Source organism: Microcoleus pseudofavosus SVA1_A4, assembly GCF_036700565.1.
Taxonomy (GTDB): domain Bacteria; phylum Cyanobacteriota; class Cyanobacteriia; order Cyanobacteriales; family Microcoleaceae; genus Microcoleus.
Window position 1 is genome coordinate 28,645 of record NZ_JAUBPE010000053.1, and the last position, 24,882, is coordinate 53,526.

The 24,882-nt window shown below is 46.7% G+C and carries 27 protein-coding genes; 16 read left to right on the forward strand and 11 right to left on the reverse strand.

Annotation, left to right across the window (positions count from 1 at the left end):
• Nucleotides 1-82: 82 nt before the first annotated feature.
• The 3 genes from rpiA (at nt 83) to QUA02_RS21305 (ending at nt 3,293) form a co-directional block, all read left to right on the forward strand.
• On the forward strand, nt 83-799 hold the full coding sequence (gene rpiA / locus QUA02_RS21295; RefSeq protein ID WP_333030408.1) for a ribose-5-phosphate isomerase RpiA: 717 nt from the start codon (nt 83-85) through the stop codon (nt 797-799).
• 337 nt (nt 800-1,136) lie between these two features.
• Nucleotides 1,137-2,321 carry an aldo/keto reductase gene (locus tag QUA02_RS21300; RefSeq protein ID WP_445305192.1) on the forward strand — a complete coding sequence of 395 codons (1,185 nt, stop codon included), beginning with the start codon at nt 1,137-1,139 and terminating at the stop codon, nt 2,319-2,321.
• Nucleotides 2,322-2,537: 216 nt separating this feature from the next.
• On the forward strand, nt 2,538-3,293 hold the full coding sequence (locus QUA02_RS21305) for a Fe-Mn family superoxide dismutase (protein WP_333030409.1): 756 nt from the start codon (nt 2,538-2,540) through the stop codon (nt 3,291-3,293).
• Nucleotides 3,294-3,490: 197 nt separating this feature from the next.
• Here the strand turns inward: QUA02_RS21305 and rsmG are convergent, their stop codons facing one another.
• Nucleotides 3,491-4,234: a 16S rRNA (guanine(527)-N(7))-methyltransferase RsmG gene (gene rsmG, locus QUA02_RS21310; RefSeq protein ID WP_333030410.1), complete on the reverse strand. Its 744-nt coding sequence runs from the start codon at nt 4,232-4,234 to the stop codon at nt 3,491-3,493.
• Between the two features lie 101 nt (nt 4,235-4,335).
• Complete coding sequence (locus QUA02_RS21315) at nt 4,336-5,007, reverse strand: ABC transporter ATP-binding protein (RefSeq protein ID WP_172184743.1); 672 nt, start codon at nt 5,005-5,007, stop codon at nt 4,336-4,338.
• Between the two features lie 391 nt (nt 5,008-5,398).
• Between QUA02_RS21315 and QUA02_RS21320 the strand changes: the two genes are divergently transcribed.
• The 3 genes from QUA02_RS21320 to QUA02_RS21330 all read left to right on the forward strand — a co-directional run bounded on the left by QUA02_RS21320 (nt 5,399) and on the right by QUA02_RS21330 (nt 7,498).
• Nucleotides 5,399-6,415 carry a Sll0314/Alr1548 family TPR repeat-containing protein gene (locus QUA02_RS21320; RefSeq protein WP_333030411.1) on the forward strand — a complete coding sequence of 339 codons (1,017 nt, stop codon included), beginning with the start codon at nt 5,399-5,401 and terminating at the stop codon, nt 6,413-6,415.
• Nucleotides 6,416-6,430: 15 nt separating this feature from the next.
• On the forward strand, nt 6,431-6,883 hold the full coding sequence (locus QUA02_RS21325; RefSeq protein ID WP_333030413.1) for a DUF3531 family protein: 453 nt from the start codon (nt 6,431-6,433) through the stop codon (nt 6,881-6,883).
• A 186-nt stretch (nt 6,884-7,069) separates the two neighbouring features.
• Nucleotides 7,070-7,498: an NUDIX hydrolase gene (locus QUA02_RS21330; RefSeq protein ID WP_445305193.1), complete on the forward strand. Its 429-nt coding sequence runs from the start codon at nt 7,070-7,072 to the stop codon at nt 7,496-7,498.
• Nucleotides 7,499-7,649: 151 nt separating this feature from the next.
• On the opposite strand, the gene QUA02_RS21335 is transcribed toward QUA02_RS21330, so the two are convergent.
• Both QUA02_RS21335 and ychF read right to left on the reverse strand, forming a co-directional pair.
• Nucleotides 7,650-8,015 carry a phage holin family protein gene (locus tag QUA02_RS21335; RefSeq protein WP_333030414.1) on the reverse strand — a complete coding sequence of 122 codons (366 nt, stop codon included), beginning with the start codon at nt 8,013-8,015 and terminating at the stop codon, nt 7,650-7,652.
• A 21-nt stretch (nt 8,016-8,036) separates the two neighbouring features.
• Nucleotides 8,037-9,128 carry a redox-regulated ATPase YchF gene (ychF, locus tag QUA02_RS21340; RefSeq protein WP_333030415.1) on the reverse strand — a complete coding sequence of 364 codons (1,092 nt, stop codon included), beginning with the start codon at nt 9,126-9,128 and terminating at the stop codon, nt 8,037-8,039.
• Between the two features lie 121 nt (nt 9,129-9,249).
• On the opposite strand from ychF, the gene QUA02_RS21345 reads away from it, so the two are divergent.
• The gene (locus QUA02_RS21345; RefSeq protein ID WP_333030416.1) at nt 9,250-9,606 is read left to right on the forward strand and encodes a hypothetical protein; all 357 of its coding nucleotides are present in this window, start codon (nt 9,250-9,252) and stop codon (nt 9,604-9,606) included.
• Between the two features lie 133 nt (nt 9,607-9,739).
• Here the strand turns inward: QUA02_RS21345 and QUA02_RS21350 are convergent, their stop codons facing one another.
• The gene (locus QUA02_RS21350) at nt 9,740-9,988 is read right to left on the reverse strand and encodes a gamma-aminobutyric acid A receptor, epsilon-like protein (RefSeq protein ID WP_333030417.1); all 249 of its coding nucleotides are present in this window, start codon (nt 9,986-9,988) and stop codon (nt 9,740-9,742) included.
• Between the two features lie 361 nt (nt 9,989-10,349).
• Here QUA02_RS21350 and QUA02_RS21355 point away from each other — a divergent pair, with 361 nt between their 5' ends.
• The 4 genes from QUA02_RS21355 (at nt 10,350) to QUA02_RS21370 (ending at nt 14,124) form a co-directional block, all read left to right on the forward strand.
• A complete protein-coding gene (locus QUA02_RS21355; protein WP_333030418.1) occupies nt 10,350-11,957 on the forward strand; it encodes an aminotransferase class I/II-fold pyridoxal phosphate-dependent enzyme in 1,608 nt (535 codons plus the stop codon).
• Between the two features lie 99 nt (nt 11,958-12,056).
• Nucleotides 12,057-12,650 carry a precorrin-6Y C5,15-methyltransferase subunit CbiT gene (cbiT, locus tag QUA02_RS21360; protein WP_333030419.1) on the forward strand — a complete coding sequence of 198 codons (594 nt, stop codon included), beginning with the start codon at nt 12,057-12,059 and terminating at the stop codon, nt 12,648-12,650.
• A 355-nt stretch (nt 12,651-13,005) separates the two neighbouring features.
• Nucleotides 13,006-13,923 (forward strand): phosphatidate cytidylyltransferase, encoded by a 918-nt coding sequence (locus QUA02_RS21365; protein WP_333030420.1) that lies wholly within the window; start codon nt 13,006-13,008, stop codon nt 13,921-13,923.
• Nucleotides 13,924-14,124, forward strand: a complete 201-nt coding sequence (locus QUA02_RS21370) for a hypothetical protein (RefSeq protein WP_333030421.1) — start codon at nt 13,924-13,926, stop codon at nt 14,122-14,124.
• Between the two features lie 25 nt (nt 14,125-14,149).
• Here the strand turns inward: QUA02_RS21370 and QUA02_RS21375 are convergent, their stop codons facing one another.
• Together QUA02_RS21375 and QUA02_RS21380 are read right to left on the reverse strand one after the other, a co-directional pair.
• Entirely contained in the window at nt 14,150-14,941 is a 792-nt protein-coding gene (locus tag QUA02_RS21375; protein ID WP_333030422.1) for an LmeA family phospholipid-binding protein, read from the reverse strand.
• A 349-nt stretch (nt 14,942-15,290) separates the two neighbouring features.
• The gene (locus QUA02_RS21380; protein ID WP_333030423.1) at nt 15,291-15,449 is read right to left on the reverse strand and encodes a hypothetical protein; all 159 of its coding nucleotides are present in this window, start codon (nt 15,447-15,449) and stop codon (nt 15,291-15,293) included.
• Nucleotides 15,450-15,555: 106 nt separating this feature from the next.
• On the opposite strand from QUA02_RS21380, the gene QUA02_RS21385 reads away from it, so the two are divergent.
• Both QUA02_RS21385 and QUA02_RS21390 read left to right on the forward strand, forming a co-directional pair.
• The gene (locus QUA02_RS21385; RefSeq protein WP_333030437.1) at nt 15,556-16,350 is read left to right on the forward strand and encodes a pseudouridine synthase; all 795 of its coding nucleotides are present in this window, start codon (nt 15,556-15,558) and stop codon (nt 16,348-16,350) included.
• Nucleotides 16,347-17,225, forward strand: a complete 879-nt coding sequence (locus QUA02_RS21390) for a helix-turn-helix domain-containing protein (protein WP_333030424.1) — start codon at nt 16,347-16,349, stop codon at nt 17,223-17,225. The genes QUA02_RS21385 and QUA02_RS21390 overlap by 4 nt, the downstream gene beginning before the upstream one ends.
• Nucleotides 17,226-17,625: 400 nt before the next feature.
• Here the strand turns inward: QUA02_RS21390 and malQ are convergent, their stop codons facing one another.
• On the reverse strand, nt 17,626-19,134 hold the full coding sequence (gene malQ / locus QUA02_RS21395; RefSeq protein ID WP_333030426.1) for a 4-alpha-glucanotransferase: 1,509 nt from the start codon (nt 19,132-19,134) through the stop codon (nt 17,626-17,628).
• Between the two features lie 150 nt (nt 19,135-19,284).
• On the opposite strand from malQ, the gene QUA02_RS21400 reads away from it, so the two are divergent.
• Nucleotides 19,285-19,419: a hypothetical protein gene (locus tag QUA02_RS21400; RefSeq protein ID WP_333030427.1), complete on the forward strand. Its 135-nt coding sequence runs from the start codon at nt 19,285-19,287 to the stop codon at nt 19,417-19,419.
• A gap of 285 nt (nt 19,420-19,704) precedes the next feature.
• Here QUA02_RS21400 and QUA02_RS21405 read toward each other — a convergent pair whose 3' ends face one another.
• The 3 genes from QUA02_RS21405 to QUA02_RS21415 form a co-directional block, all read right to left on the reverse strand.
• Complete coding sequence (locus tag QUA02_RS21405; protein WP_332979473.1) at nt 19,705-19,830, reverse strand: photosystem II protein Y; 126 nt, start codon at nt 19,828-19,830, stop codon at nt 19,705-19,707.
• 202 nt (nt 19,831-20,032) lie between these two features.
• Nucleotides 20,033-20,791 carry a MinD/ParA family ATP-binding protein gene (locus QUA02_RS21410; protein WP_333030429.1) on the reverse strand — a complete coding sequence of 253 codons (759 nt, stop codon included), beginning with the start codon at nt 20,789-20,791 and terminating at the stop codon, nt 20,033-20,035.
• Between the two features lie 71 nt (nt 20,792-20,862).
• Nucleotides 20,863-22,650 carry a CHASE2 domain-containing protein gene (locus QUA02_RS21415; RefSeq protein WP_333030430.1) on the reverse strand — a complete coding sequence of 596 codons (1,788 nt, stop codon included), beginning with the start codon at nt 22,648-22,650 and terminating at the stop codon, nt 20,863-20,865.
• A 338-nt stretch (nt 22,651-22,988) separates the two neighbouring features.
• On the opposite strand from QUA02_RS21415, the gene QUA02_RS21420 reads away from it, so the two are divergent.
• The gene (locus tag QUA02_RS21420) at nt 22,989-23,726 is read left to right on the forward strand and encodes a DUF928 domain-containing protein (RefSeq protein WP_333030431.1); all 738 of its coding nucleotides are present in this window, start codon (nt 22,989-22,991) and stop codon (nt 23,724-23,726) included.
• A gap of 139 nt (nt 23,727-23,865) precedes the next feature.
• On the forward strand, nt 23,866-24,603 hold the full coding sequence (locus QUA02_RS21425; protein ID WP_333030432.1) for a DUF928 domain-containing protein: 738 nt from the start codon (nt 23,866-23,868) through the stop codon (nt 24,601-24,603).
• Nucleotides 24,604-24,882: the final 279 nt, after the last annotated feature.

Below are 24,882 nucleotides of genomic sequence, written 5' to 3' on the forward strand. Positions count from 1 at the left end.
TTGGGGCTGCCAATGCCCAATGCCCAATGCCCAATGCCCAATGACTGTGATACAATCTTAAAACTATTGAGGAGTATCCAACATGACCGCAGAACAAGACCCCGTAAAATTGATGAAACAGCAAGTCGGCTTTGCTGCCGCCGATCGCGTAAAATCAGGTATGATTGTCGGACTCGGCACCGGGTCAACTACAGCTTATACTATTCAAGCGTTGGGCGATCGCATAAAATCAGGTGAACTCAAAGATATCAAGGGAGTACCGACATCTTTTCAATCAGAAGTGTTAGCCAAACAGTACGGAGTACCGCTGACAACTCTCGATGAAATTGACAGAATAGATATTGCTATTGACGGCGCTGATGAAGTCGATTCGCAGCTAAACTTAATTAAAGGTGGCGGCGCAGCCCACACCCGCGAAAAAGTTGTCGATTACCTCGCCACTCAGTTTATTGTAGTCGTTGACAGTTCCAAAATCGTAGATAAATTGGGTTCGACTTTTCGAGTACCCATCGAAGTGATACCGATGGCAATTACACCAGTTACGCGCGCCATCGAAAAATTGGGCGGCCAACCAGAACTCCGCATGGGAGTCAAAAAAGCCGGCCCGGTAATTACCGACCAAGGTAACATGGTACTCGATGTCCAATTCGACAATCTCGACAACCCTGGGGAATTAGAAAAAACTTTGAATAATATTCCCGGCGTGTTAGAAAATGGCTTGTTTGTCAACTGTACAGATTTAGTTTTAGTCGGTGAAATCAAGGACGGAAAACCCGCAGTCCGCGAGATTTCTAAATAGTCAAAACTGCCCTACTGGTGGTCAAAAACTCTTTGTGGAACAGGCATCTTGCCTGTTCAGAAGAATGCTGCAATATGGGAGTTAAGCTGTTTCGCATCTAAATTGTATTTTTAGGGCGGGCGAGACGCCCACCCCACAAGACTTTTCTTAAATTTGACTATACAATTTAAATGCACTTCAGCTTAACTTGACTTTGATTGTCAAAATTCAGGGGTTTAAACCCCTCTATGACGGAGGAATATTTTTAGGGTGGTGTATAAATCTCCATCCTAAAAACCAGGCACTTCATCTATCAACTGTCAACTGTCAACTGTCAACTGTCAACTGTCAACTGTTTATGATGCAATATCGCAGATTTGGTCGCACAGAATTATCCATGCCTCTCTTTTCCTGCGGGGGGATGCGATACCAATACAAATGGCAAGACGTGCCGGCAAATGAAATTCCACATGACAATCAGGAAAATCTAGAAGCGACGATTCGCTACTCGGTTGAATGCGGCATCAATCACATCGAAACTGCTCGCGGTTACGGGACTTCTGAGATGCAATTGGGGTTGATATTACCGAAGTTTCCCCGCGAACAGTTGATAATTCAAACTAAAATTACTCCTAAACCTAACCCCCAGGAGTTTCGCGAAGAATTTGATAAATCCTTAGCTTATTTGCAATTAGAATACGTCGATTTGCTATCAATACATGGGATTAATACGTGGGAGTTGCTAGAGGATTGTATGCGTCCGGGTGGCTGCATGGATGTGGCGAGAAAGTTGCAAGCAGAAGGCAAAGTTCGGTTTATTGGTTTTTCAACTCACGGGCCGACGGATGTGATTGTCAAAACAATTGAAACCAATCAATTTGATTATCTTAACTTGCATTGGTACTACATCAATCAAAGTAATTGGCCGGCAATAGAAGCTGCTAAACGTCACGATATGGGCGTTTTTATTATCAGTCCTTCCGACAAAGGCGGCCAACTTTACAGCCCACCGCAAAAATTGGTAGATTTGTGCTATCCGCTGAGTCCGATCGTGTTTAATGATTTGTTTTGTTTGTCGCATCCGCAAGTACACACTTTAAGTTTAGGCGCAGCCAAACCTGAAGATTTTAAGGAGCATCTCAAAGCTGTAGAATTGTTAGATAGAGTCGATGAAATTTTGCCACCGATATTAGCCAGGTTGGAAGATGCAGCAATTAATAAATTAGGAGAAGATTGGTTTAAGACTTGGCACGTCGGTTTACCAACTATAGAAAATACTCCCGGAGGTATTAATATTTATGTGATTCTGTGGCTGTGGAATTTGGCGCAGGCTTACGATACGATCGACTATTGCAAGATGCGCTACAACCTCTTAGGTAATGCGGGGCACTGGTTCCCGGGCCAAAAAGCCGATCGCCTCGATGAATTAGACTTGCGCCGCTGTCTGGCCCACAGCCCCCACGCTGCTAAAATTCCCGGTATTCTTCAAGCAGCCGATCGGCTTTTGGGAGGCGAAGCCATCCAGCGCTTGTCCCAAGAATAATCTAAAAAAAACCCGGTTTCGATAGAGAAACCGGGTTTGTTAGCCGGAGCACGCGAGATTTAGTTACGCGCACACAATTAGCCTATACTTGAGAAACTCTCACAACCATCGCCCATCCGTCTCATCCATTCGGGCGATCAAACTTTTTTTCTAAACTCGCTCCCATTTTGCTTTAATCTGAGATAAAACAGTTAATAATTCACTTAGGTATTTTTTATGACTCTCAAACGCCGAGATTTCTTGTATTTGCTGACGGCCACCGTCGGAGCTATTACCGCAGGTGCTTGCCAAGCGTCAGGAAATAATGTATCGCAAGCAAGTCCAGTTGCAGAAAGTCCAAAAATAGCCCAAACTCCCGGGCCTTTTACACTGCCGCCTCTGCCTTACGAATACAATGCTTTAGAACCGCACATCGATGCGCGGACAATGCAATTTCACCACGACAAACACCACGCTGCTTACGTTAAAAACCTCAACGATGCTGTCAGCAAATACCCGCAGCTTAAAAATATCACTGCTGAAAATATGCTGCAAGATTTGAGCAAAGTGCCGGAAGATATTCGCACAGCAGTTCGCAACAATGGCGGCGGACACCTAAATCACAGTATGTTTTGGGAAATCATGAGTCCCAAAGGCGGCGGCGAACCGACAGGGGCAATTGCAACAGCAATTAAGCAAACTTTCGGCAGTGTTGACGATTTTAAAGCAAAATTTAACGATGCCGGCACCAAGCGTTTTGGCAGCGGTTGGGTTTGGCTAGTCCGCAATAAAGCAGGCAAACTTGAGATTACCACTACTGCCAATCAAGACACTCCTTTGATAGATGGCAACTATCCAATTATGGGCAATGATGTTTGGGAACACGCTTATTATCTCAAATACCAAAACCTGCGCGCTGACTACTTAAAGGCTTGGTGGAATGTTGTTAATTGGACAGAAATTAACAAGCGCTACGAAAAGGCGATCGGTTAGTTTAACCAGATTTGTAGTGGCGCTGTCTTCGCTTCAGCGCAACTACAAACATTGTTTTATGTAGATTGAAAATATTAGGATAATCGGCGAATAGAATTCGCGACTGTACAAACAAAGTCCGCGCAACGCGAGACTCAGAGAAGAGAGAAATTATTTAACCGGGTTTCGTATTATAAACCATTGAAAAACTGCTATAGCTAGCGCACGGGACGCTCGAACTGCTGTACAACTTTCCGCAAGTAAACGCAGTGCCGTGCCCCCTGACTCGTCGGCGTTGTGAATGCTTCGACTGACTCAACTTTACCGCCCAAATGCTCGATCGCCCTTTGCAACTCCGTTTCTTCCTCCACCGTCCAATTCCCACGGTAAAGTACCGCCAAACCACCATTTTTCAGCAGGGGCAGCGCGCATTTAGCGCAGAGAGGAGCGGCTCCAACAGCTCTCAGAAGTGCTAGATCGTAAGCTTGTTTGTGCTGTGGCCCTCTGGCAATTTCATCGGCTCTGCCCAACAAAGTCGCAGCATTTTCAATCCCTAAAGACGGCACAACTGTTTCCAAAAAAGCAATTTTTTTGCGCGTAGAATCGAGCAAAGTAACTGATAAATGCGGCAGGGCGATCGCGATCGGCAACCCCGGAAAACCCCCACCCGTCCCAATGTCGATCGCTTTGTGCACAGACTCGGCGGCCAATTCGGGATTTTGCGCCGAATTGTGATTAGCTGGCAGCAGTCTCGCAATTCCCCGCAGAGAATCCCACAAATGTTTTTCCCAAAACTCCATCGGCTCAGTAATTCGAGTTAAATTCAAGGAGCGATTTCCCTCGACAATTAACTCATAAAGCCGCTGAAATTGTTGTTGCTGTGACTCATCCGGCTGCCAATTCAGCGTTTTTTGCCACAACTCGTTCATCTCCGGTAGCACAGGCATTGTAATCTGATTCATCTTCTATTACCACTCTTTTGTAAGCTCTGCAAATTCTCGGCACTTAAAAATGCTTCATAATGCGAGCGACCCGCCCGCCCGCACTAACTAATGACTAATGACTAATGACTAACAAAACTCGTTTCCTTAGCTTCTAACTTAGCCCGATCGACCTCTTGCAAATCCCCGTGGTCTAAAGTCCAAAATCGGTCAGCAACGCTCAACAAATCGCTAGCATCGTGAGTAACAATCAACAAAGTCCAGTGACTTTTCAACTTGCTCAACAAGCTTACCAACTGCCGCCGCATCGACCAATCCAAACCAGCCGTCGGTTCGTCCAATAGTAGCAAATGCGGCTGCCGAATTAACTGCACTGCCAGGGCTACCCTCCGCTGTTGCCCGCCGCTCAAAGCGTGGGGGGAAGCGCGCAGCGGCAAATGTCCGAGCCCCACTTCTGCCATTGCTGAGTTAATTTGTTCTTGTCCCAATTCAGGATGTCCCAGTCGCAATTCTTCTAAAATTGTGCCTCCGCAAAAATGCCTTTCTGGAAACTGGAACACTAACCCTCCTAACTGTTGCAAGTGTTCTGGTGTTAATTCTTGTTCGCGCCAGCGGATGTCGCCGCTAGTTTTTTCCGCTAAACCTGCTAATATTTCTAAGAGCGTACTTTTGCCAGAACCGCTGCGACCCACAATCAGCCCCATTTGCTGCGAGGGAAGTTCTAAGTTAATATTTTTCAGAATAGCATTCGGACAGGCTGTAGGATGATATACTAAGTTTTTTAGATAAAGCATTAACGCAATTGGTAATTGGGGAGAAGGAAGTTCGCTAACTAACAGTGTACGGGATTTAACGGATTTAACGGATTTAACGGATTTGTGCTATTAATAGTTAAGGCTGTTTCTGGTTGTTGCCGATCGCACACAATTATTTTACAGAAATCTTAACAAATTTTTCCTTTTTTTTCACGATTGGCGTTTGATTTTTCAGTTTTTTCATGGTATATTTTAATAATGGAAATCCGTCCGTTTGTCTATTAAAATTCACACTTCCATTATTAAAATATACCGCAACAGCTAGAAAAAATCAAGCAAATTTCACTCTTTTTTTGGTCGCGACCCGAGAGTCTGAAAATTTAACTCTCTTGTTTCTAGTTTACAGTATATTCCATTGAGAGAATTGACGATGACGAAAACCCCTTTAGCATCGCTGGGCAAGCAAATGTTAAGTTCTAAACAGACAGTGCGGGCGATCGCCTGTGCAGGAGCGATCGCCCTCAGCATCTGCATTAACTCGGCAGTAGCGGGCGATCCCTTTCGCACCAGCAACCCGCAGGCGATCGGGCCCAACACCGAAGCCGCTTTCAAAACAATGTTTCAGCAAGGAAACTACAAACAAGCAAAAACTCAAGTTCAACAAGCACTATCAGCCGAGCCAAACGAGCCGCTCGCTTATGCGATGGCAGCCTCCCTATCATACATCGAGCAGGACTTAAACTCGATGAATTCCTACGCGCAAAAAACCCGCGAAGTCGGGGAAAAATTGACTAAAACTAATCCATTGCGCGGCAACATCTACACAGCAGCAGGTCACTTTCTAGAAGGGTCGCACATTATAGCCAAAGAAGGAACAGCCAAAGGCGCGCCCCAAGCACTCAACAAACTGCGAGTAGTATTTCAATACCTAGAGGCCGCCGATAAAATAGCGCCCAACGACCCCGAACTTAACCTGATCAAAGGCTACATGGACTTAATTCTAGCCACAAACCTGCCCTTTTCCAACCCCAACGAAGCCATTCAAAGACTGGAACAAAAAGCCTCTCCCCGCTACTTAGCTTATCGCGGCATGGCAGTAGGCTATCGAGACTTGAAAAAGTACGATCGCGCTTTAGAATTTGCGAACAAATCGCTAGCAGAAACGCCAAATAATCCCGAAGTTCTCTATCTAAAAGCACAAATATTGTTTTCCCAATCCCAGAGGAACAACGGCAACAAAACCTTACTTGAGGAAGCCCGAAAAAACTTCGACGCAGCCTTAGCAAAACCCGACCAACTGCCGCGCAGTTTAGTAGCCGAAATCTTCTTTCAGCAGTGCAGAACCCGCAACCGTCTCGACAGCCAATCTCGCGCCTGCGACCCGATGCGCGATAAAATCAGAGATGCAGATGGGATCTGGGGGCCGGCGGCCTTACCACCACTATAAAAACACCAAAAAACTATGAAAGTAGAGTTTCGCGAATTTAACCCCTTTGACCTCTGGATTTGGCTGAAGTTCAGCAACGTGCCTTCAAACGGTGAAAAACAGTATGTTGAAGAAGTGTTTGACTCTTGGTTTTTTTTAGGAAAACTGGGAGGATTTAATGCGGAAAATTTGCAAGTTCAAGATGAAGGCTTAGACATCAGTGACATGAATTACGATGTTAATCTAGCCGACCAAAGCATGATGGCTTTGATGCACAATATGGGAGAAATGGAGTATGAGGGAGTTTGGGCCCGCTGCTGGTTTGATTTGGGGACTAGCGACGCGATCGGCCTCGATATTTTAATTAATGTTTTCCAGCAACTCAGCAAAGAATTCGTAACGATTGAAGAACTGATTATTGGCGGTGAAAATATAGATTGGCCCGTTGAAAATAGGAGGAACAGAGAGGGTTTTGAGCCGGATAATTAACCGTTGGCACGACACGGATGACACGGATGACACGGAGACAGAGATAATATAGTCCTGGACGCACGGGTAATCAGAAACCGGGTTTTTTCCCTTGAATACTTTGTTACAACCCTTGAAGGGCAAAAAACCCGGTTATGAAGGTTTTGATGCTTAATGATTAATGACTGATGACTGAATGGCTATATTATGCAAAGTAAAATTCGCGTAATTGTTTTAGGATTGATTCGATCGGGCGATCGCATTTTCGTGTCAGAATGCGAAGATCCGGTCAAACAAGACACATTTTACCGAGCTCTGGGCGGCGGCGTAGAATTCGGAGAACACAGCATCGACGCTTTGCAAAGAGAGTTTCAAGAAGAAATTCAAGCCGAGTTGACAAACATCAAATATTTGACTTGTTTGGAAAACTTATTTGTTTATAATGGCCAAGCCGGACACGAAGTAATACAACTATACCAGTGCGATTTTGTCGATGGCAAATTTTATGAATTGGAGAGTCTGAATTTTGCAGACGGAGATGGGGAACATACTGCATTTTGGATGCCGATCGAGCGCTTTCGATCGGGCGAATTGCGCCTAGTTCCCGAACAATTTATCGACTACTGCGAAAGCTAATAACTCAACCAATACCAAAAAACAAATACCTGAGATGGGGGAATTAAATCTAAAATATTTGCCCTAGGGGCGTGTTTCACCTGAAATATTTGCGATAACTAACAGGATGAATAAACCCGCCCCTTCCTTCCGCCCCCCGCATTACCCTGATCTACCGTACACTAGGCAGAGTCCGCAACAGCTCATAGAGCAAAGAGTTGATAAAACCGAGGGCGATAGCCCCCAGCAAAGCACTCCAAATTCCCCACCGCAAGCGAAATCCATCAACTAGCCAAGCCGCCAATCCAAAGATAATCGCGTTGATAACAATTATCCACAAACCAAAAGTTACCAACACCAATGGAAAACCCAAAACCACAAAAAGCGGCCGCACCAAAGCATTCAGCAATCCAAAAACGGCAGCCGAAATCATCGCTTTTCCAAAAGTGTCAATATCCACCCCGATGGGCAACTTGGAAATAATAAAAAAGCTCACGGAAGTTACCAGCCAAGCAATTGCCAGCGAAACGATATCCATGTGTTCATCTCCTTAAAAAAGCTAAACATTAAATAGGAACAACAGCACATCACCCTCTTGTACAACATACTCTTTTCCTTCACTGCGAACTAAGCCTTTTTCCTTAGCCGCTTTCATCGCGCCCGTAGCAACCAAATCTTCATAAGCTACAGTTTCGGCCCGGATGAAACCCCGTTCAAAATCAGAGTGAATAACCCCCGCAGCTTGCGGTGCTAACATTCCGGCGATAATCGTCCAAGCGCGAGTTTCTTTCGGCCCGCTAGTAAAATAAGTCCGCAAACCCAATAATTCGTAAGTAGCTCGAATCAGAGATTTCAAGCCCCCTTCTTTGACCCCCAGAGATTCTAGGAAATCCGTTCGTTCTTCCTCTGATAACTCCACCAATTCTGACTCAACTTGCGCCGAAACTATGACAACTTTAGCATTTTCTTTAGCTGCTACTTCCCGCACTTGTTCGACATAGCTATTTCCAGTTGCTAAATCGTCATCAGACACGTTAGCAGCATAGATAATTGGTTTGTTGGTCAGTAATTCCAAACCTTTAACTAATTCAGCTTCCTCATCAGTGAAACTGTACTGCCGCGCTGGTTTCCCCGCATTCAAAACCGCGACTAATTTTTCGAGCACGTCCACTTCTGCCTGAGCTTCCTTATTGTTGCGGGCTTGTTTGCGAGTGCGATCGAGCCTGCGTTCAATTTGAGCTAAATCTGCTAGAATTAATTCGAGATTGATAATGTCAATATCTCGCTGGGGATCGACAGAACCCGCAACGTGAATGATATCATCATTGTCAAAACAGCGGACAACGTGGACGATCGCATCTACGGCCCGGATGTGAGACAAAAACTGATTTCCCAATCCTTCCCCCTGACTCGCCCCCTTCACCAAACCCGCAATATCCACAAACTCCATCCGCGTCGGCACTGTTTGCGCGGAATTGCAAATATCGCTCAGCACCTTCAAGCGTTCGTCTGGCACTGCCACGATACCCGTATTTGGCTCGATCGTACAGAAAGGAAAATTAGCAGCAGTCGCCTTGGCATTAGCAACCAAAGCATTAAACAAAGTAGATTTGCCAACATTAGGCAGTCCGACAATTCCGGCGGTGAGCATAGGTATTTAGAAACATATCACTGTATCAAAATATCATAAGAAATAGCAATATATCTGACTTGTCCCTTCTAACTTCTACAGCTAAGCTTGAATAAATATCTAACTTGAGGTAGATAGCTAAATGATTAACAAGTTGTTAAGCAAAGTAACGATCGCTGCGGGGCTGTCGCTGCCACTGGTGGCGCTGACAGCAGCTAGCGTTTTCGCTGAGATGGTCAAAGTTTCGGTGGTTAACAACAGCGGTAAGACGATGACAGCCGTCTATATCTCTCCTCCCGATAAGGATACTTGGGGAGAAAACGAGCTAGATGCCCCCATTGCCGATCGGGAAAAAGCAGATTTTGAGTGGAATCAAGCTGACTACGGCGGCTCGGATGCGGGCTGTGTTTTCGATGTCAGGGCCGAATACTCTGATGGCAAATCCACTGATTTGGATGCTGTTGACCTTTGTAAAGAGACTGCGCTCAACTTCAATTAATTGATAATTTAGGCAAAAACCGAGTTTTTTCAAGTCTGATATTCAACAAAAATATTGGCGACTTTGGAGAAACTCGGTTTTTGCGATCGACCTCACAAACAATCTTAAATTTCGCGATCGACTAAAACATAATTTAAATAGGTTCAGGGATTGTCTGAGGAATTGGCCCCGGCACTGTCTGAGGAATTGGAGAGGGTACAGTTTCCGGCACCGGTTCGGGAATTGGCTGGGGAATTGGCGCAGGTACCGGTTCCGGTACTATCCCGGGAATCGGTTCGGGAACGGGGCCCGGCACTGGTGGCGATGCGGGTATAGTCGGCAGCCCCGGTTCGGTACTGGGAATCTGCGGGCCTGGAAATGGATCGGGAGTAGGAAAAATCATGTTAGTGTTTTGCTCGCTAATAGAGATGTTTCAAAAACATTTGCTCGCCACTACTCGCTATATTTTATAACAAAGATAACTGAGTTGTGGTAGTGTTCTATATCAGAATAATAAACTAAAGATTGCGGCGGAGACATCTATCTAAATAACTATAATTAACTGTTACTTCCAGAGAAAATTATGCCTTTGGTATTAAACTAAGTATGTGGTTACAAATAAACATTAGATGGCGAGGGCGCGTGAGTACAGAAATAAACTGCGTGAAAGTAAAGACATTGGCTCAACCCGCCCCTACAACAAGATATTATGGTTTTTTGATACCGCTCTACTTAGATATCAAATACAGCAATCAGGATTAAGCGTGTCACCAGCAAACTCTCAAGAACAAACGCCTCTATTAAATGCCTTGCGCGATCGCACAAATCACCCGCACGCCCCATTTTATGCCCCCGGACACAAAGGCGGACAAGGAATCTCAGGGCCGCTAATTGACTTATTCGGTGCGGCAGTATTTCGATCGGATTTGCCCGAATTGCCGGAGTTAGACAATCTCTTTAACCCAGAAGGTGCAATTGCCGAAGCTCAAGACTTAGCCGCCGAAGCATTTGGCTCCCAATCAACTCGGTTTTTGGCTAACGGTTCTACTTGCGGAATTATCGCTGCCATCTTAGCGACTTGCGGCCCCGGAGATAAAATTATCCTACCTCGAAACATCCACTCCTCGGCGATTTCAGGTTTAATTTTATCCGGTGCAATTCCGATTTTTGTCAATCCAGAGTACAACCCGGAATGGGATATTGCCAACAGCATCACCCCAGAAGCCACAGCCGCAGCATTAGCACAACATCCCGACGCCAAAGCAGTAATGATAGTTTACCCAACCTATCACGGTGTCTGCGGGGATTTGCGGGCGATCGCCCAAATTACCCATCAATACAACATACCGTTATTAGTAGACGAAGCTCACGGCGCGCACTTTAACTTTCATCCAAACTTGCCAGAACCGGCACTATCAGCGGGTGCCGATTTAACTGTACAATCAATCCACAAAACCCTCGGTGCAATGACACAAGCATCGATGCTGCACGTCAAGGGCGATCGCATAGATATCCAAAAATTAAATAGAGCATTGCAGTTAGTACAATCTACCAGTCCGAGTTACATATTATTAGCATCCCTAGACGCAGCCCGCCAACAAATCGCACTCCACGGCAAAGAGTTAATGGCGCAAACTTTACAGCTAGCAGAAAAAGCGCGATCGCGCATCAGTCTAATTCCCGGATTCTCAGTTTTAGAACCGTTAAATACACCGGGTTTTGCAGCATTAGACCGCACCAGGCTAACAGTAAAAGTATCAGATTTAGGAATCACGGGATTTGCCGCCGATGATATTCTGCACTCTCAACTCGGCGTCACCGCAGAACTTCCCATGCCCCAACATTTAACATTTATTATCAGCTTGGGAAATACAGAATCAGATATTGACAATTTAGTTAAAGCTTGTACTATTTTAAAAGCCACATCTGACACAATTGTCAATAAGTCTTTTATGGGCGGGCAAGATGCCCACCTCACAAAAAAGTTGACTCTTCGCTTCACAGGCATCTTGCCTGTTATTAAAAGTGGAACAGGCATCTTGCCTGTTATTGAAAATGGTGTAATATCTCAGTTAGAAACAATAACGAAGAAAGAAGACGAGATTCTCCCGCACCCCAGATTTTCCCCTCCCCCACTGTCCCCCCGTGAGGCTTTCTTTTTTCCAGCGGAAACAGTACCCGCAGACAAAGCAGTCGATCGCCTGTGCGCCGAACTCATCTGTCCCTATCCCCCAGGAATACCAGTCCTGATGCCCGGTGAAATCATTACCCCAGAAGCCCTTGACTACCTGCAACAAATCCTTGCCGCCGGCGGCAAAATCACAGGTTGTAGCGATAGAAACCTCCAAACTCTCAAGGTTGTGCGACAGTAAATATTAAGGCTTGGGGGAAATTGGGAGAATTTCTACTTCTTCGGCGAGTTCCAACTTCGGTCTTGCTTCAATCAAAAATCAAAATTCAAAAATATAACTATGCTTTGGCCCTACGTCACTCCAGGCATCCCGGATGACTTATTTGAACGTTTACCGGGAATTCCCATGAGTAAGCGAGAAGTCCGACTGCTATTAATCTCCCACCTGCGGCTGCAAGCAGACTCAGTGGTGTGGGACATCGGTGCAGGTACTGGTACGATCGCCGTAGAAACAGGTTTGCTGTGTCCCAAAGGTCGGATTATCGCCGTCGAAAGGGACGAAGAAGTAGCAAGCTTGATTCGCAGAAATTGCGATCGATTCGAGCTCGACAACGTAGAAGTCATAGAAGGCAGTGCCCCGGAATGCCTGGAAAACCTGCCCCAACCCCCCCACCGAGTCTGCATCGAAGGAGGTCGCCCCATTAAAGCCATTCTCCAAGAAGTCTGGCGGTACTTGCAACCCCGCGGTAGAGTTGTCGCCACCGCCTCGAATTTAGAAAATCTTTACGCCCTTTCCGAAGGGTTCGCCGAGTTGCAAGTCCGCAACATCGAGGTAGTCCAGTCCGCCGTCAACCGCTTGGAGACTCGCGGCCTGAGTCAAACCTTTGCCGCCGTCAATCCCATATTTATTCTCAGCGGCGAAAAGCTGGATTAGAAGTTAGTTGACAGTTGACAGTTGACAGTTGACAGTTAACTTTAACTTTAACCTGGTTCCTCGGCAGATCCTGGGAATACATACCCAATGCCCTGTTTGGCCAATGCCCTATGCCCATTCCTAAATGTAATTCTTAATCTTTTTTAAGTTCACTTAACCTTCATACTTAGAATAAGGGCGACCCTAGCTGGATTGACCGCCTGACTAGAGATTTTGGATAACGGATGGGAGATGGGGGTTAGCTGTGCAAGGGATCAACTCGTGCTCTAGAAAAATCCCAAATCCCAAATCTCAAATCCAAAATCCAAAATCCAAAATCGAATGATCCGCCGCCGTCTGCAAGAGAAATTCATTTATGCCTTGGTCTCGTATCCTCAGTGGAATAGTTGCGATCGCCCTTGCTTTGGGAATGATTATTATGGGGGGATGGTACTTCACCGTCGGCTTTGGAGTCATCGTCTACCTAGGCCAATTGGAATATTTTCAATTAGCCAGGGCTAAAGGCATTGCACCCGCTGCCAAAACTACCTTAGCCGTCAGTCAAGGCCTGTTAATTACTGCTGCCCTAGCACCGCAACTCGTAGATGCCATGTTCCCTCTAGCGGGAACCTTAATCTGTTTCTACCTGTTATTCCAACCTAAATTATCGACGATCGCCGATATTGCCTCCTCAATTTTAGGATTGTTCTACGGCGGTTATTTGCCCAGCTATTGGATACGGCTGCGAGTCGGCCTCGATCCCGCCAATCTTGCTACAACTGGACTGGGGCAAGCAGTAGCAAGCAATTTGCCGGTTAACATTTACCCGCAGCAGTCTTGGACAAGTTCCAGCAGCATATCTTTAGGATTAACTTCCCTGCTGCTGGCTTTCCTCTGCATCTGGGCCGCTGACATTGGGGCTTATTTTGTCGGCAAATTTTTCGGCCGCACTAGCCTCTCCCACATCAGCCCCAAAAAAACCGTTGAAGGTGCCGTATTTGGAGTTTGCGGCAGCATCGCCGTGGCAGCCGCTGGGTCTTGGTATTTGCACTGGCCGGGGTGGCCGTATACTGGGGCTGCTTTTGGTCTGTTGATTGGGGTTGCTAGCCTGTTGGGAGATTTAACTGAGTCGATGATGAAGCGAGACGCGGGCGTTAAGGATTCGGGACAGTTGATTCCCGGTCACGGCGGCATTCTCGATCGCACCGACAGTTATGTTTTTACCGCGCCCTTAGTCTACTATTTTGTCACTTTACTGTTGCCCGCGATCGACTCTTTTTTAATTAATCGGTAATTGGGCATTGGGAATTGGGCATTGGGAATTGGGCATTGGGAATTGGGCATTGGGCATTGGGAATTGGGCATTGGGCATTGGGCATTGGGTATGTATTCCCAGGATCTACCGAGGAACCAGGTTAAAGTCAACCGTCAACCGTCAACCGTCAACAGTCAACAGTCAACAGTCAACCGTCAACAGTCAACCGTCAACAGTTAACAGTCAACAGTCAACAGTTAACTAACTAAGGCAAAACTCTAATTCCGCCCCGACAAACAATCTCCCCCGGACTCAAAATCAATTCTTCAATCTCAACTTCCGGCCCGAAATCAATTTTAAAACTATTGAAATCACTGCTCTTTAATTCTCGATCAATTTCGATTTCCGGTGCTTCAAACATCAATTCGCGACCGCTAGCAATCCGCAAACCAGTCCGCAATACAAAAGGAATTTGCGTACCGCCAGCGCGCAAAATTGCCGCCGAAAGCGTCAACAAACCCGCCTCAATTACGATCTGCGAATTTTGCAACTTCAGCGACTGTTCCCGATCGGTCAGCGGCAGCATTGGCAGCAAAAATTCGCTCAAAGCTAAGCCAAGCAAAGGCGCTTTCAACGACGCATTCAAATCCGCTTGGCTGAGCCTCAAAACGCCGGTCACGGGAACAGATTCGAGGAGGCGCAGGGGTTGGCCTTTGAGAGCTTGACCGAGGTTGATGCGAATGCCACAGCCCTCTAGGGCAACTTCAGTTAGGTGTAGTCCTTTATACACAGCACCCCGCGCGGCAGCGGTTACTTTGGGGATCGCACCGCTGAAGATTTGTCGATCGCTCCCCTCAATTTTCACTTTCAACTCGTCCACCTGCTGAACTTGCGATCGCAGCCACAACTGCACCGCCGGAGACAGCACCGCGCTCGCGATCCGGCTGCCTTGACTCGGCGGCGGTGTGCCCGGCTCAAGGCCGAGATTAGCAGTCCCGCGAGAGCCAGCAGCGCCACCTCTATTGTCAAATTGAAGAGAGTTTCGATCGACAGTCATAAACAATTTCAGAATATAAACCTTAATATTCAAGCACAGAAATTTAACTAGAACTTGCACATCCGGCGTCAAAAACCCGGTTTCTTCACAGATATATCGCCGTTAACCTCTGATTTTTCTAAGAAATCGGGTTGATGAGCGCAACTGTTATTAACTCCAAAACCAAGCAGAAATCTCGAATCAGCAACGCCAGAAGCAGAAAAATTCTCACCCTTTCCCCCCTTGGAATCTTTCCTTAGTTCGCGAGTTGTGCGATCCCAGGTAAATTTCGCGATCGTGCGTATAAATTTAACCAGCAGTACGGGATTTATGGTAGTGTTGGTTTATGATCGGGTCAGACCCACACATCTCAAACCAGCCGCAAATCAACGGTGCAAGCCAGTGCCGGCCGCGAGTCTTTTCCTCGTAGTTTTTGCACAACATTCAGGGTAATGCCATAAGGACAATCTGCACCAGGGGCAAAGACAATCTGCACCAGGCAGGGCGTCCAGTAAGGATTGGTCAGCATTATAATTTATTCCCAACCAGGAATTGAGCATTAGTAGTAAGGTTAAGCAATTAACCGCGTCGTGTTTCCTCCCCCACCGCTCGCTGGGGGTTTCCACACTCCCGTCATGTCTGATGAAAGGCTGCAAAAAATCCTCGCCCAGTGGGGCATTGCCTCTCGCCGTCTTGCAGAACAGATGATTGTAGCTGGACGAGTCAGAGTTAATGGCAATATTGTTCGTTTAGGACAAAAAGCAAATCCCGATCGCGATCTCATCCAAGTCGATGGAGTCCTGGTGAAACCAACGGATCGGCCGACAGAGGTTTATCTGTTGCTCAACAAACCGGCAGGCGTAGTTTCTACTTGCAGCGATCCGAGGGCCCGATCGAAAGTTCTCGACCTGCTGCCGCCCAAACTGCGCTCTGGTCAAGGCATCCACCCCGTAGGACGCTTAGATGCAGATTCCACCGGCGCCCTGTTGCTCACCAATGATGGTAAGCTGACATTTTGTTTGACCCATCCGCGTCACTCGATCGCCAAAACTTATCATGTTTGGGTGCTCGGCGATCCCCCGGAACCCATACTGGAAGCGTGGCGTCACGGCATTATCTTGTCAGGCAGAAAGACTTTGCCCGCGAAAGTGAGAGTTCTCGATCGCGCGCGAGACCAAACTCTGTTAGAAGTCATTCTATCAGAAGGCAGAAACCGACAGATTCGGCGAACAGCCGAACAGTTGGGATATCCCGTGGTGCGCCTGCACCGCACAGCCATCGGCCCGATTCAATTGCAGCGGCCCGGTTCGCCAATATTGCCACCAGGCTGCTGCCGACCCCTAGAAGATGCGGAAATTATTTATTTATGGAATCTAGTCAACCTAACATCAATAAGCGTGCCAGTAAATTCCCAGGAGCACAGCATATGACAAAGAATTTATTGTTTTTATTCTTCAAAACAACTAAGAAGAAACTGCACTCCCAAGAACCAGAACGAGCCCAGAAGCTAGCGGAAATTGGGGCTCAACTGCGCCAGTACCGCGAACAGCACTCGATTTCTTTGGACAAAGTAGCCCTGGTAACAATGATTCGGCGGAATCTGCTGCAAGCCATCGAGGACGGTCAACTCGACCAACTCCCCGAACCCGTCTACACTCAGGGTTTGATCAAGCGGTACGCCGAAGCAATGGGTTTGGACGGAACTCAGTTTGCCGACTTTTTCCCGATCGAACCGCCGCCCCGATCGAGAACCAAGCTATCCTGGCAAGATGGGCCTCAGTTGCGCCCGATGCACCTCTACCTCTTTTACACATTTTTAATTATCTGTTCGGTCAATGTCTTATCTCAGTTGATGGGCGGTTCTGTTACCGCAAAAAACGGTGCGGGCACCAAAGAACTAGCGCTTGGCCAGCAAGAACAAGCCCGTTTAGCTGCTGAGAAAGCGATCCCCTTAAAAAATCAGAAACCGGATAGTTACGCGGGTGTGGAAGCAGCCAGAACCGGTCAAAATTTAGATAAATCTGGCAATAAACCAGTGATGGTTAGCGTCACTTTTAAAGCAGAATCCTGGATACAGGTTGAAGTCGATGGCAAAACAGAATTTGAAGGAATTTTGCCTTCAGGGACTGTACGCACCTGGCAGGCTCAAAAGCAATTGGTAGTTGTAGCTGGTAACGCCGGCGGGGTAATGGTTGCCGTCAATAACGGACAAGCCGAACAACTCGGAGTTCCTGGAGTCGTCAAAGAAGTTGTTTTTAAAGCAGACGAACTCAAGCCCGCAGCACCGCCCAAAAAAGAAGGGTAAGTGTTAATGGGTAATTGTTAATGGGTAATCGGGAATAGGTAATGGCTGGCAGTCCACAGCTTTTAATGAGAATGTCCGTCTTTATTCACTCATTACCCATTACCAATTACCCATTACCAATTACCCATTAGATCGAGTCCGGTTGCATCGGAATAGTCAAATCTAGTCAACAGTCAACAATCACGGATGAATGGTGCAAACGGAATCGATCTAATTCATCTGCGTTAATCTGTGTTTATCTGCCTGTATCTGCGGTTAAAAAAAGTTAATTTCTCGGGCCGCAGATGACACTGGATTTACGCATATTCACGCAGATGAAGAGAATAGAGATAGGAATAATTCTGATGCTAACAGATTTGATATTACCCATTAACAATTACCAATTACCCATTCCAGACGATCAATTTTTATTGGGAGCGCGACCGGAGATGTAAGTCATGGTTTTGAGCCGATCGCGCACCTCCCAATTCAAAGCTTCAGGCCGATACCGCCAGCCCCAATTTCCCTCTGCTTTCCCCGGAAAATTCATCCGCGCGTCCGTACCCAAACCCAACAAATCTTGAAACGGCACAATTGCCAAATTAGCAATAGAAATCCAACCCATGCGGATTAAAGACCAGTGGATTCCTTGGGGATCTATGCAGCCCAAATAACGCAAAACCTCATCTCTTTCATAGTTTTGCAGTTGATTGAACCAGCCGACAGTCGTGTCGTTGTCGTGAGTGCCCGTGTAAACTACGCAGTTGCGATCGTAGTTGAAAGGCAAAAAAGGATCGCCAGGGCCTGCGCCGAAAGCAAACTGCAAAATCTTCATTCCTGGAAACTCGTATCGATCGCGCAAAGCTTCCACTTCTGGAGTAATTACCCCTAAATCTTCAGCGATAATCGGCAAGTTGCCAAACTTCTCGTTAATTAGATCCAACAAAGCTGTTCCCGGCGCTTTAATCCACTCTCCCTCGATCGCAGTTTCTTGTCCGCGCTTCACCGCCCAGTAAGCCTCAAATCCTCGAAAGTGGTCGATCCGAGTTACGTCTACATAAGCGAAAATCGCTTCAAAACGCTCCACCCACCACTCAAAATTATTTGCTTGCAACTTCTCCCAATTGTACACGGGGTTGCCCCACAATTGACCTGTATTGCTGAAGTAATCTGGGGGAACCCCTGCCATTAAAGCTGCTTCTCCGGTGGCTTCATCCAAGCAGAATGTTTCTGGATGAGACCACACATCCGCGCTGTCGTGAGCTACATAAATCGGAATGTCGCCAATAATTTTTATGTCCCGCAGGTTAGCATAGCGTTTCAACTCCGTCCACTGGCGAAAGAACTCAAACTGAACGTATTTGTAGTAATAAATCTCAGTATTTAGCTGCTGGCGCCACTTCTCTAGCGACTCTGGTTCTCGACGGGCAATTTCTGGTTCCCAATTGTTCCAGCTAACACCCCCAAAGTTATCTTTTAGTGCCATAAATAAGGCGTAATCTTCCAGCCAATTCTCTTTGCTTTGGCAAAAAGCTGAGAATTCTTTTTGCTGGATCGGCGATGCTTTTGCTTTAAAGTTTTCGCAAGCTTTTTTAAGCAAAGGCACTTTCAGGGCGATCGCCCGCTCGAAGTCTACATAATCCAGCGGAAATTCTGGTAAATTAGCGAAGTCTTCATCTGAGAGCAATTGATCGTCCCGCAGCAGTTCTGGGTTGATCAGCAGGGGATTTCCGGCCATTGCTGAATAGCACGAATAAGGAGAATTGCCGTATCCTGTCGGGCCCAGCGGCAGTATCTGCCAGTATTGCTGGTCGCTCTCTACTAAAAAGTCTATAAAGCGATATGCTTCTATTCCCATGTCCCCAATGCCAAATCGACTGGGAAAGGATGTGGGGTGGAGTAGAATGCCGCTCGATCGGGGAAAAAGCATAATCTATCTAAAGATATAGGAGTTAAACATTGACAATTTGACCGATATTCCCTACAAGTTAAACTTCGCAGTTTTGAGGGGGATTGTCAGGGCAAATACTTTTGTGATTGTCTCATATTTTCTGCGAGAACGTGCTTGCCAAGTATTTGTATGGCACTCTACTCACAACTGCTGAGTGGAGCAAAAAAAATTAAAACCGGGAGTTACGCGATCGCCCCGTTTTCGCAACCAGGTTCTTTTACCCAGGCGAGCCTGCTACTAAGTATTTTGGTCGATCGAACTTAGTTTTTGTGCAAGTCTTCAATATAACTTTTCTTTTGCTTTCGCCCAATCTATCTGCAGTCGTAAATTGCCAGCCTGCTAAAACTCCTACCAGTTCCCAAAAAAGATGCAACTGTATGGAATCCCCAAGCCCTTATGCAGTAAGTCATCCGCAATTATTCAATTCTTTAATCTAAATTTTCAAATGGTATCGGCCATCGCCCTTTAGCGAGTCAATGCACAAATTAGCCGACTGTTTGTGTATCTCACGAAACAGTCGGCTGCGAATTACCTGAAAAGAGGCTGAGTTTAAGCTTGCTTGTTCAACAATTTCTCCACTTGTTTGAGAGCTATAGTGCCGACGTTGTAAGCAGCCCAGCCGCCAGCCAACAAGACGGGCAGCAATACTATTAGTATGCGGAAGTCAAAATCCATGAGTTCTCCTCCTAAAGTTTTTTAACAAATTCTCATAATCTATTTGTATCTCATTTTGTCGCCATTCTCCTGACTCAAGAAGCAAATATTGTCGCCTTTGAAAGTTCCTCCCTTGCAGTCGGCATCGCGACTCCGAATATTGCTCCGCAGGAATTGAAATCGAAACTCCTGCAGAGCCGGCGATCGACATTCGCTGCACCAATTATCCCAGAATCTGTTTCGCAATTCCTTCCACCACCTTAGTTAGAGGATCTTTAGGGAAGTGCAGGGCAAACACCCCCTTGCTGGCGAGCAGCATCATCTTGTCGCTGTGGGGCAGCACCCCTGCAACTGGGATGTTGTAAATACTCTCTACTTGCTGCTTCAAATCCTCGAAATCCAGGGATTCTGGGGCTTTGTTGATCGTCATCAAAATCTTGGGAACTTCTAATTTTCGGGCCACATCTACCGTGACAGCCGTTCCCTGAAAATCTTGCTGATCCGGACGCAGAATCAGCAGCAAGATGTCGGAAATGGTAATGCTGAGGAGGGTTTCTTCGTTGAGCCCCGGGTGCGTGTCGATAAATAGGTAGTCTAAGTTCAGAACCTCGATCAGTTCTTGAAAGCCGTCAGTAAGCAGTCCCACATCGTAGCCTTCCCGCAAAACTCGCGCTATCTCGCCTGCTTTAATGCTCGAAGGAATCAGGTAGAGGCTGCCGTTACTGGCTAATTTTGGCAGCAGCGAACTCACATTGTAGGCCGTATCCGCGATCGGACACCGGCCCCACAGGTAATCGTTCAGGCAGCGATCCATGTTGCTCTCGCTGAAACCGAACAGCACGTGAATCCCGGGCGATTGAATGTCTGTGTCTACAATGGCGACCCGCTTGCCGCCGCGAGCGATAATAGATGCCAGGTTTGCTGTCGTGTTCGATTTGCCAGTTCCGCCCCGGTAAGAGTGGACAGAGATGATTTTGGACATGATCTGCGTATGAGCGTAAGAAACGGCGAGAATTAATTATGATGCAATTCTCGATGCAGTCGAGCTGTCTGTCATTCTTCCTTGCCCCCCAAATCCTCCTTGTCTGTTAAACTATCAATTTTTTCATCTTTTATCCTCTTTTCTGCGCCCCTGCGCTGCCGCATCTGTTTGGCTTTGGCTTGCAAATCGCTGAACTCGTCATCGGGTTTGGTTTCTGCTGAACTAGCACCGCCGGCCGCATCGATCGGGACACCCGTTTTTGAGCCGCTTTCCAATTCAGTCACGGCGGCGCGCTGCTTCTGCTGTTTGGCTTTTTCCTGCAACTGACCTAAGTATTCATCTGCCTGACTTTGCCCTTTGACAAGCTCTGCGTTACTAGCAGTTATTTCTTGGGGATCGGAAGGTACTTTTTCAGAGCTTTCTTTTTTGCTAACCTTCAGTTTATCTTTCTTTTGCTGCAATTCTTTAAAGAAATCAGATTCTGTGATTTCTGCGACTTGCTGGTCTTTTTTGGCTTGGTCTATTTCGATTTTGAAGACTTGTTTTACTCGATCGCTAATTACTTTCCCGTATCCGGCTTTATTAAATCTGTCTGCTGATACTATGCTACCGCCAGTTAGGATTAATGCTAAGACTGGCGCTGCTACAGGCACCCACCCTCCCAACAGAAAAATCCCAAAGCTAATCGCGCAACACCCGGACAGTATTGCTCCGAATGTCACGGCCAACCGCACAGGGTGAGCCATCCGCGATGCCAAGGTTCCTCCCATAATTGACCATCCCCCAATCCACAGGATTTCTGCCCATTCCGGCCAAAACCAAAACATCGGTCTGTTGTCTAAAACGGCACTCAAAATTTGGCTGACTACTTGTGCGTGTGCCACGATCCCCGGCATGAATTGGTTGCTTTGCTTTTGGGCGCTGTAAGGAGTATAAAAGAAATCTTTGACAGTTTCTGTGGTATAACCGATGAGAACTATTTTATCTTTGACTAAATTCGGGTCAATTTTTCCTTCTAAAACATCTGTAAGTTTGACTTGGTTTGCGACTTGTCGCCTCGAACGATAGTTGATGAGTATTTGATATCCTCTGAGATCGGCATTTTTGTATCCTCCCTCATTTTCTTTTAATTTTTTGATTTGAGTTGAACCCAGCCATAAAGATTGGTCTGGATCGAGTTTGGGGTAGATTTTGTCAGGTTGCAGGTAACGGAGCGCTAGCTGGAGGTTGAAGGAAAATAATACTTCGGAACTATCGTTGCAGGGATGTTTTTCACTGGGATTTACGTCAATTGCCGGGGGTCTCATAAATAATAAAGCCCTGCGGAGTATGCCGCCCGGATCTACTGCAAAATCAGCATATCCAAAACGGTCTTTTGGTATTCCCGGCGGAGGGGGGGAACCGGGATTGTCCGTACTTCCGTCGGTGACTAAACATACTCCGATAATTCGATCGCTTTTTTGTAAAACTTTAGTTAATTCCTCGCGCCCGTCTCCTAAAGGTACGTCTCGCAGTACGTCTAAACCGATGACTGCCGGCTGCATTTTGTCGAGTTTTTGTAAGATTTCAGCTATTTTGCGATCGGATATCGGCCACTGTTTCAGTTTCTGAATGTCTGCTTCGGTAATCCCCACAACTAGCAAGCGCGAGTCTGGCTTTTCGTCGGGACGCCATCTCAGCATTTGGTCGTAAGCGCTTAATTCTACTGGTTCGAGTATTCCTAGCTGTCTGGCCCCCATCAAGGATAATGTTACTGCCGCGCTGGCAATTAATACAGACTTAGCAACTGCTAGTGATGGTTTATACATTTGACTCAATTGAGCCGCTGCCGATCGAATTTTGTTAGATATTTTACTCATTATCCCAGCATAAAAGTTTGACTCGTTTCTGGAACAGCAGTTGTTTCGCCTTTGCCGCCTGGCGGAGACTTCCTCCATCTTAGAACACCCGGAAACTCCGACCGCTTTGTAACAAAATTTTACAGTTCGCCGCCAGCAACTGTATGCAATGATACTCGGGACCTAGGCCGCCTGAGTTTTCGGATGGAGAATCCACTTGCCGATCGAATTAATTAATGTTATTGATGATATGTCAAGGTTCAAATTGTGTATCTGCGCCCTCGACTAGCCGCTCAAAAATATTTGTCGCCATCAGCGAATGCCTGTGTTTGCAATATTATAGTGAAAGGTACAACAAAATGAAACGTTTTCTACATCGGGCTAAACTTGCGGTCGCCGTAGCTGCGATCGCAGCTACCGTCCCCAGTTCACCTGCATCGATGCTGGCACAATCCCAGCCGCTTCTGCTGAGTCAGAATGTTAATTTCAAGCCTCCCGACGTAACAGCCCCCGGCAACCGACAAGGAGGGACACATCGCGGCGGCAAGCTTTGTCCGGCGGGTTTATCTATTACTCCTTTAGTGCCTCCAAGTAATATTGGTTTAACCCTAACAGAGTCTCCCACAATTTTTGTCTATGTTCCTCAAACCTCGGCCGAAATAGAGTTTACTTTGCTGAGCGACAACGAGGAGAAAGTGGTCTACGAAAAAACATTTAAACTTGACAAATCTGGGATTGTTGGAGTTAACATTCCTGCTACGGGCAACAACAAATCCCTTGAAGTTGGTAAGCGATACGTGTGGTCATTTTCGCTAGTTTGCGACCCCGAAGACCGATCGGCGGATTTAGTTGTTAAAGGGTTCGTGCAGCGCATAGAAGCCCAGGCAACTCTCAAGAGCGATTTGGCAAATCCCGACCCGATGACTAGGCTCAACGTTTACGCTACAAATGGCATTTGGTACGAAACTCTCGCTACTTTAGCCCAAATGCGGCGCCAGACACCGGGGGATGCGAGGCTGACAGCCAAGTGGACGCAATTGTTGCAGTCCCAAGGACTGGAATCAGTTGCAGCTCAACCGCTCGTTGGGCCTCTTTAAAGCTCGCTATTTCTTGAAGTTTTGTCGGTCTTCCGATTGCGGTGTGAATGACAAATTTACTCGCTCGCGCCCGGGGTTCAAACTCCGGGCGCGAGCAGTAGAGACGCGATCTATAATATCTCTACAAGTTGGTGGAAAAATGAAACGTTTTCTACATTTTACTGCACTGGCGATAGCTGTATTTGCGATCGCAGTTACTCTCCCTAGTTTGCTTGCACCGATGCTGGCTGTACCTGCACCAATTCTGCTGAGTCAGAATGTTAATTTCAAACCTCCAGATGTCACCGCCCCCGACAACCGGCAATCGGCAACGCATCGAGGCGATGCTTGTCCCAAAGATTTATCTATTATTCCTTTAATACCTAAAAGCAATTATGGTTTAACCCTAGCAGAGTCGCCCACATTCTTTGCCTACGTTTCTAACTCTTCGACTCAAGTCGAGTTTACTTTGCAAGCTGACGATGAAAAAGGAACCGAGGTTTACAAAACTACTTTCAAAGTTGACAAACCCGGGATAGTTGAGGTCAGTATTCCTGCTATCGGCGATCGCCAAAAATCTCTTGAGATTGGCCAGCGATATCAGTGGTCGTTTTCGGTGGCTTGCAATGACGATCCGTCGGGGAATTATTTTGTTAAAGGAATCGTGCAGCGAATTGAACCGCAGGAAACTCTCAAGAACGATTTGGCAAATCCCGACCCTATGGCTAGGGCGATCGTTTATGCTAATAATGGGATTTGGTACGACACTCTTGCTACTGTAGCTCAAATGCGCAGCCTCGCACCCGATGATTCGGGGCCGACGGCCGAGTGGACGCAATTGTTGCAGTCTCAAGGACTAGAATCGATTGCTACTCAACCTCTTGTTCAGTCTTTTTAATCAAGACTCTTGACCAATAAATGCTGAGTCTTTGCACAGTCAATTCTTCAATTCTTCAATTCTTTAATCCAGCGACCGAAAGCAGCCAGGGTACAAGCCCCCGTATTTATCATCTAAAAAAAATAGTATCCGATAACAATTCCCCGGATCGATCCGCGAGGTCGCTTTCTTCAATTCTCCAATTCTTCAATCCAAAATCTAACAATACTCCGGACAGTTTTTAAAGAGGGATACGATCGCTTTTGCAGCAGAGAAGTGAAGAAAGTGAGTGCAATCTGA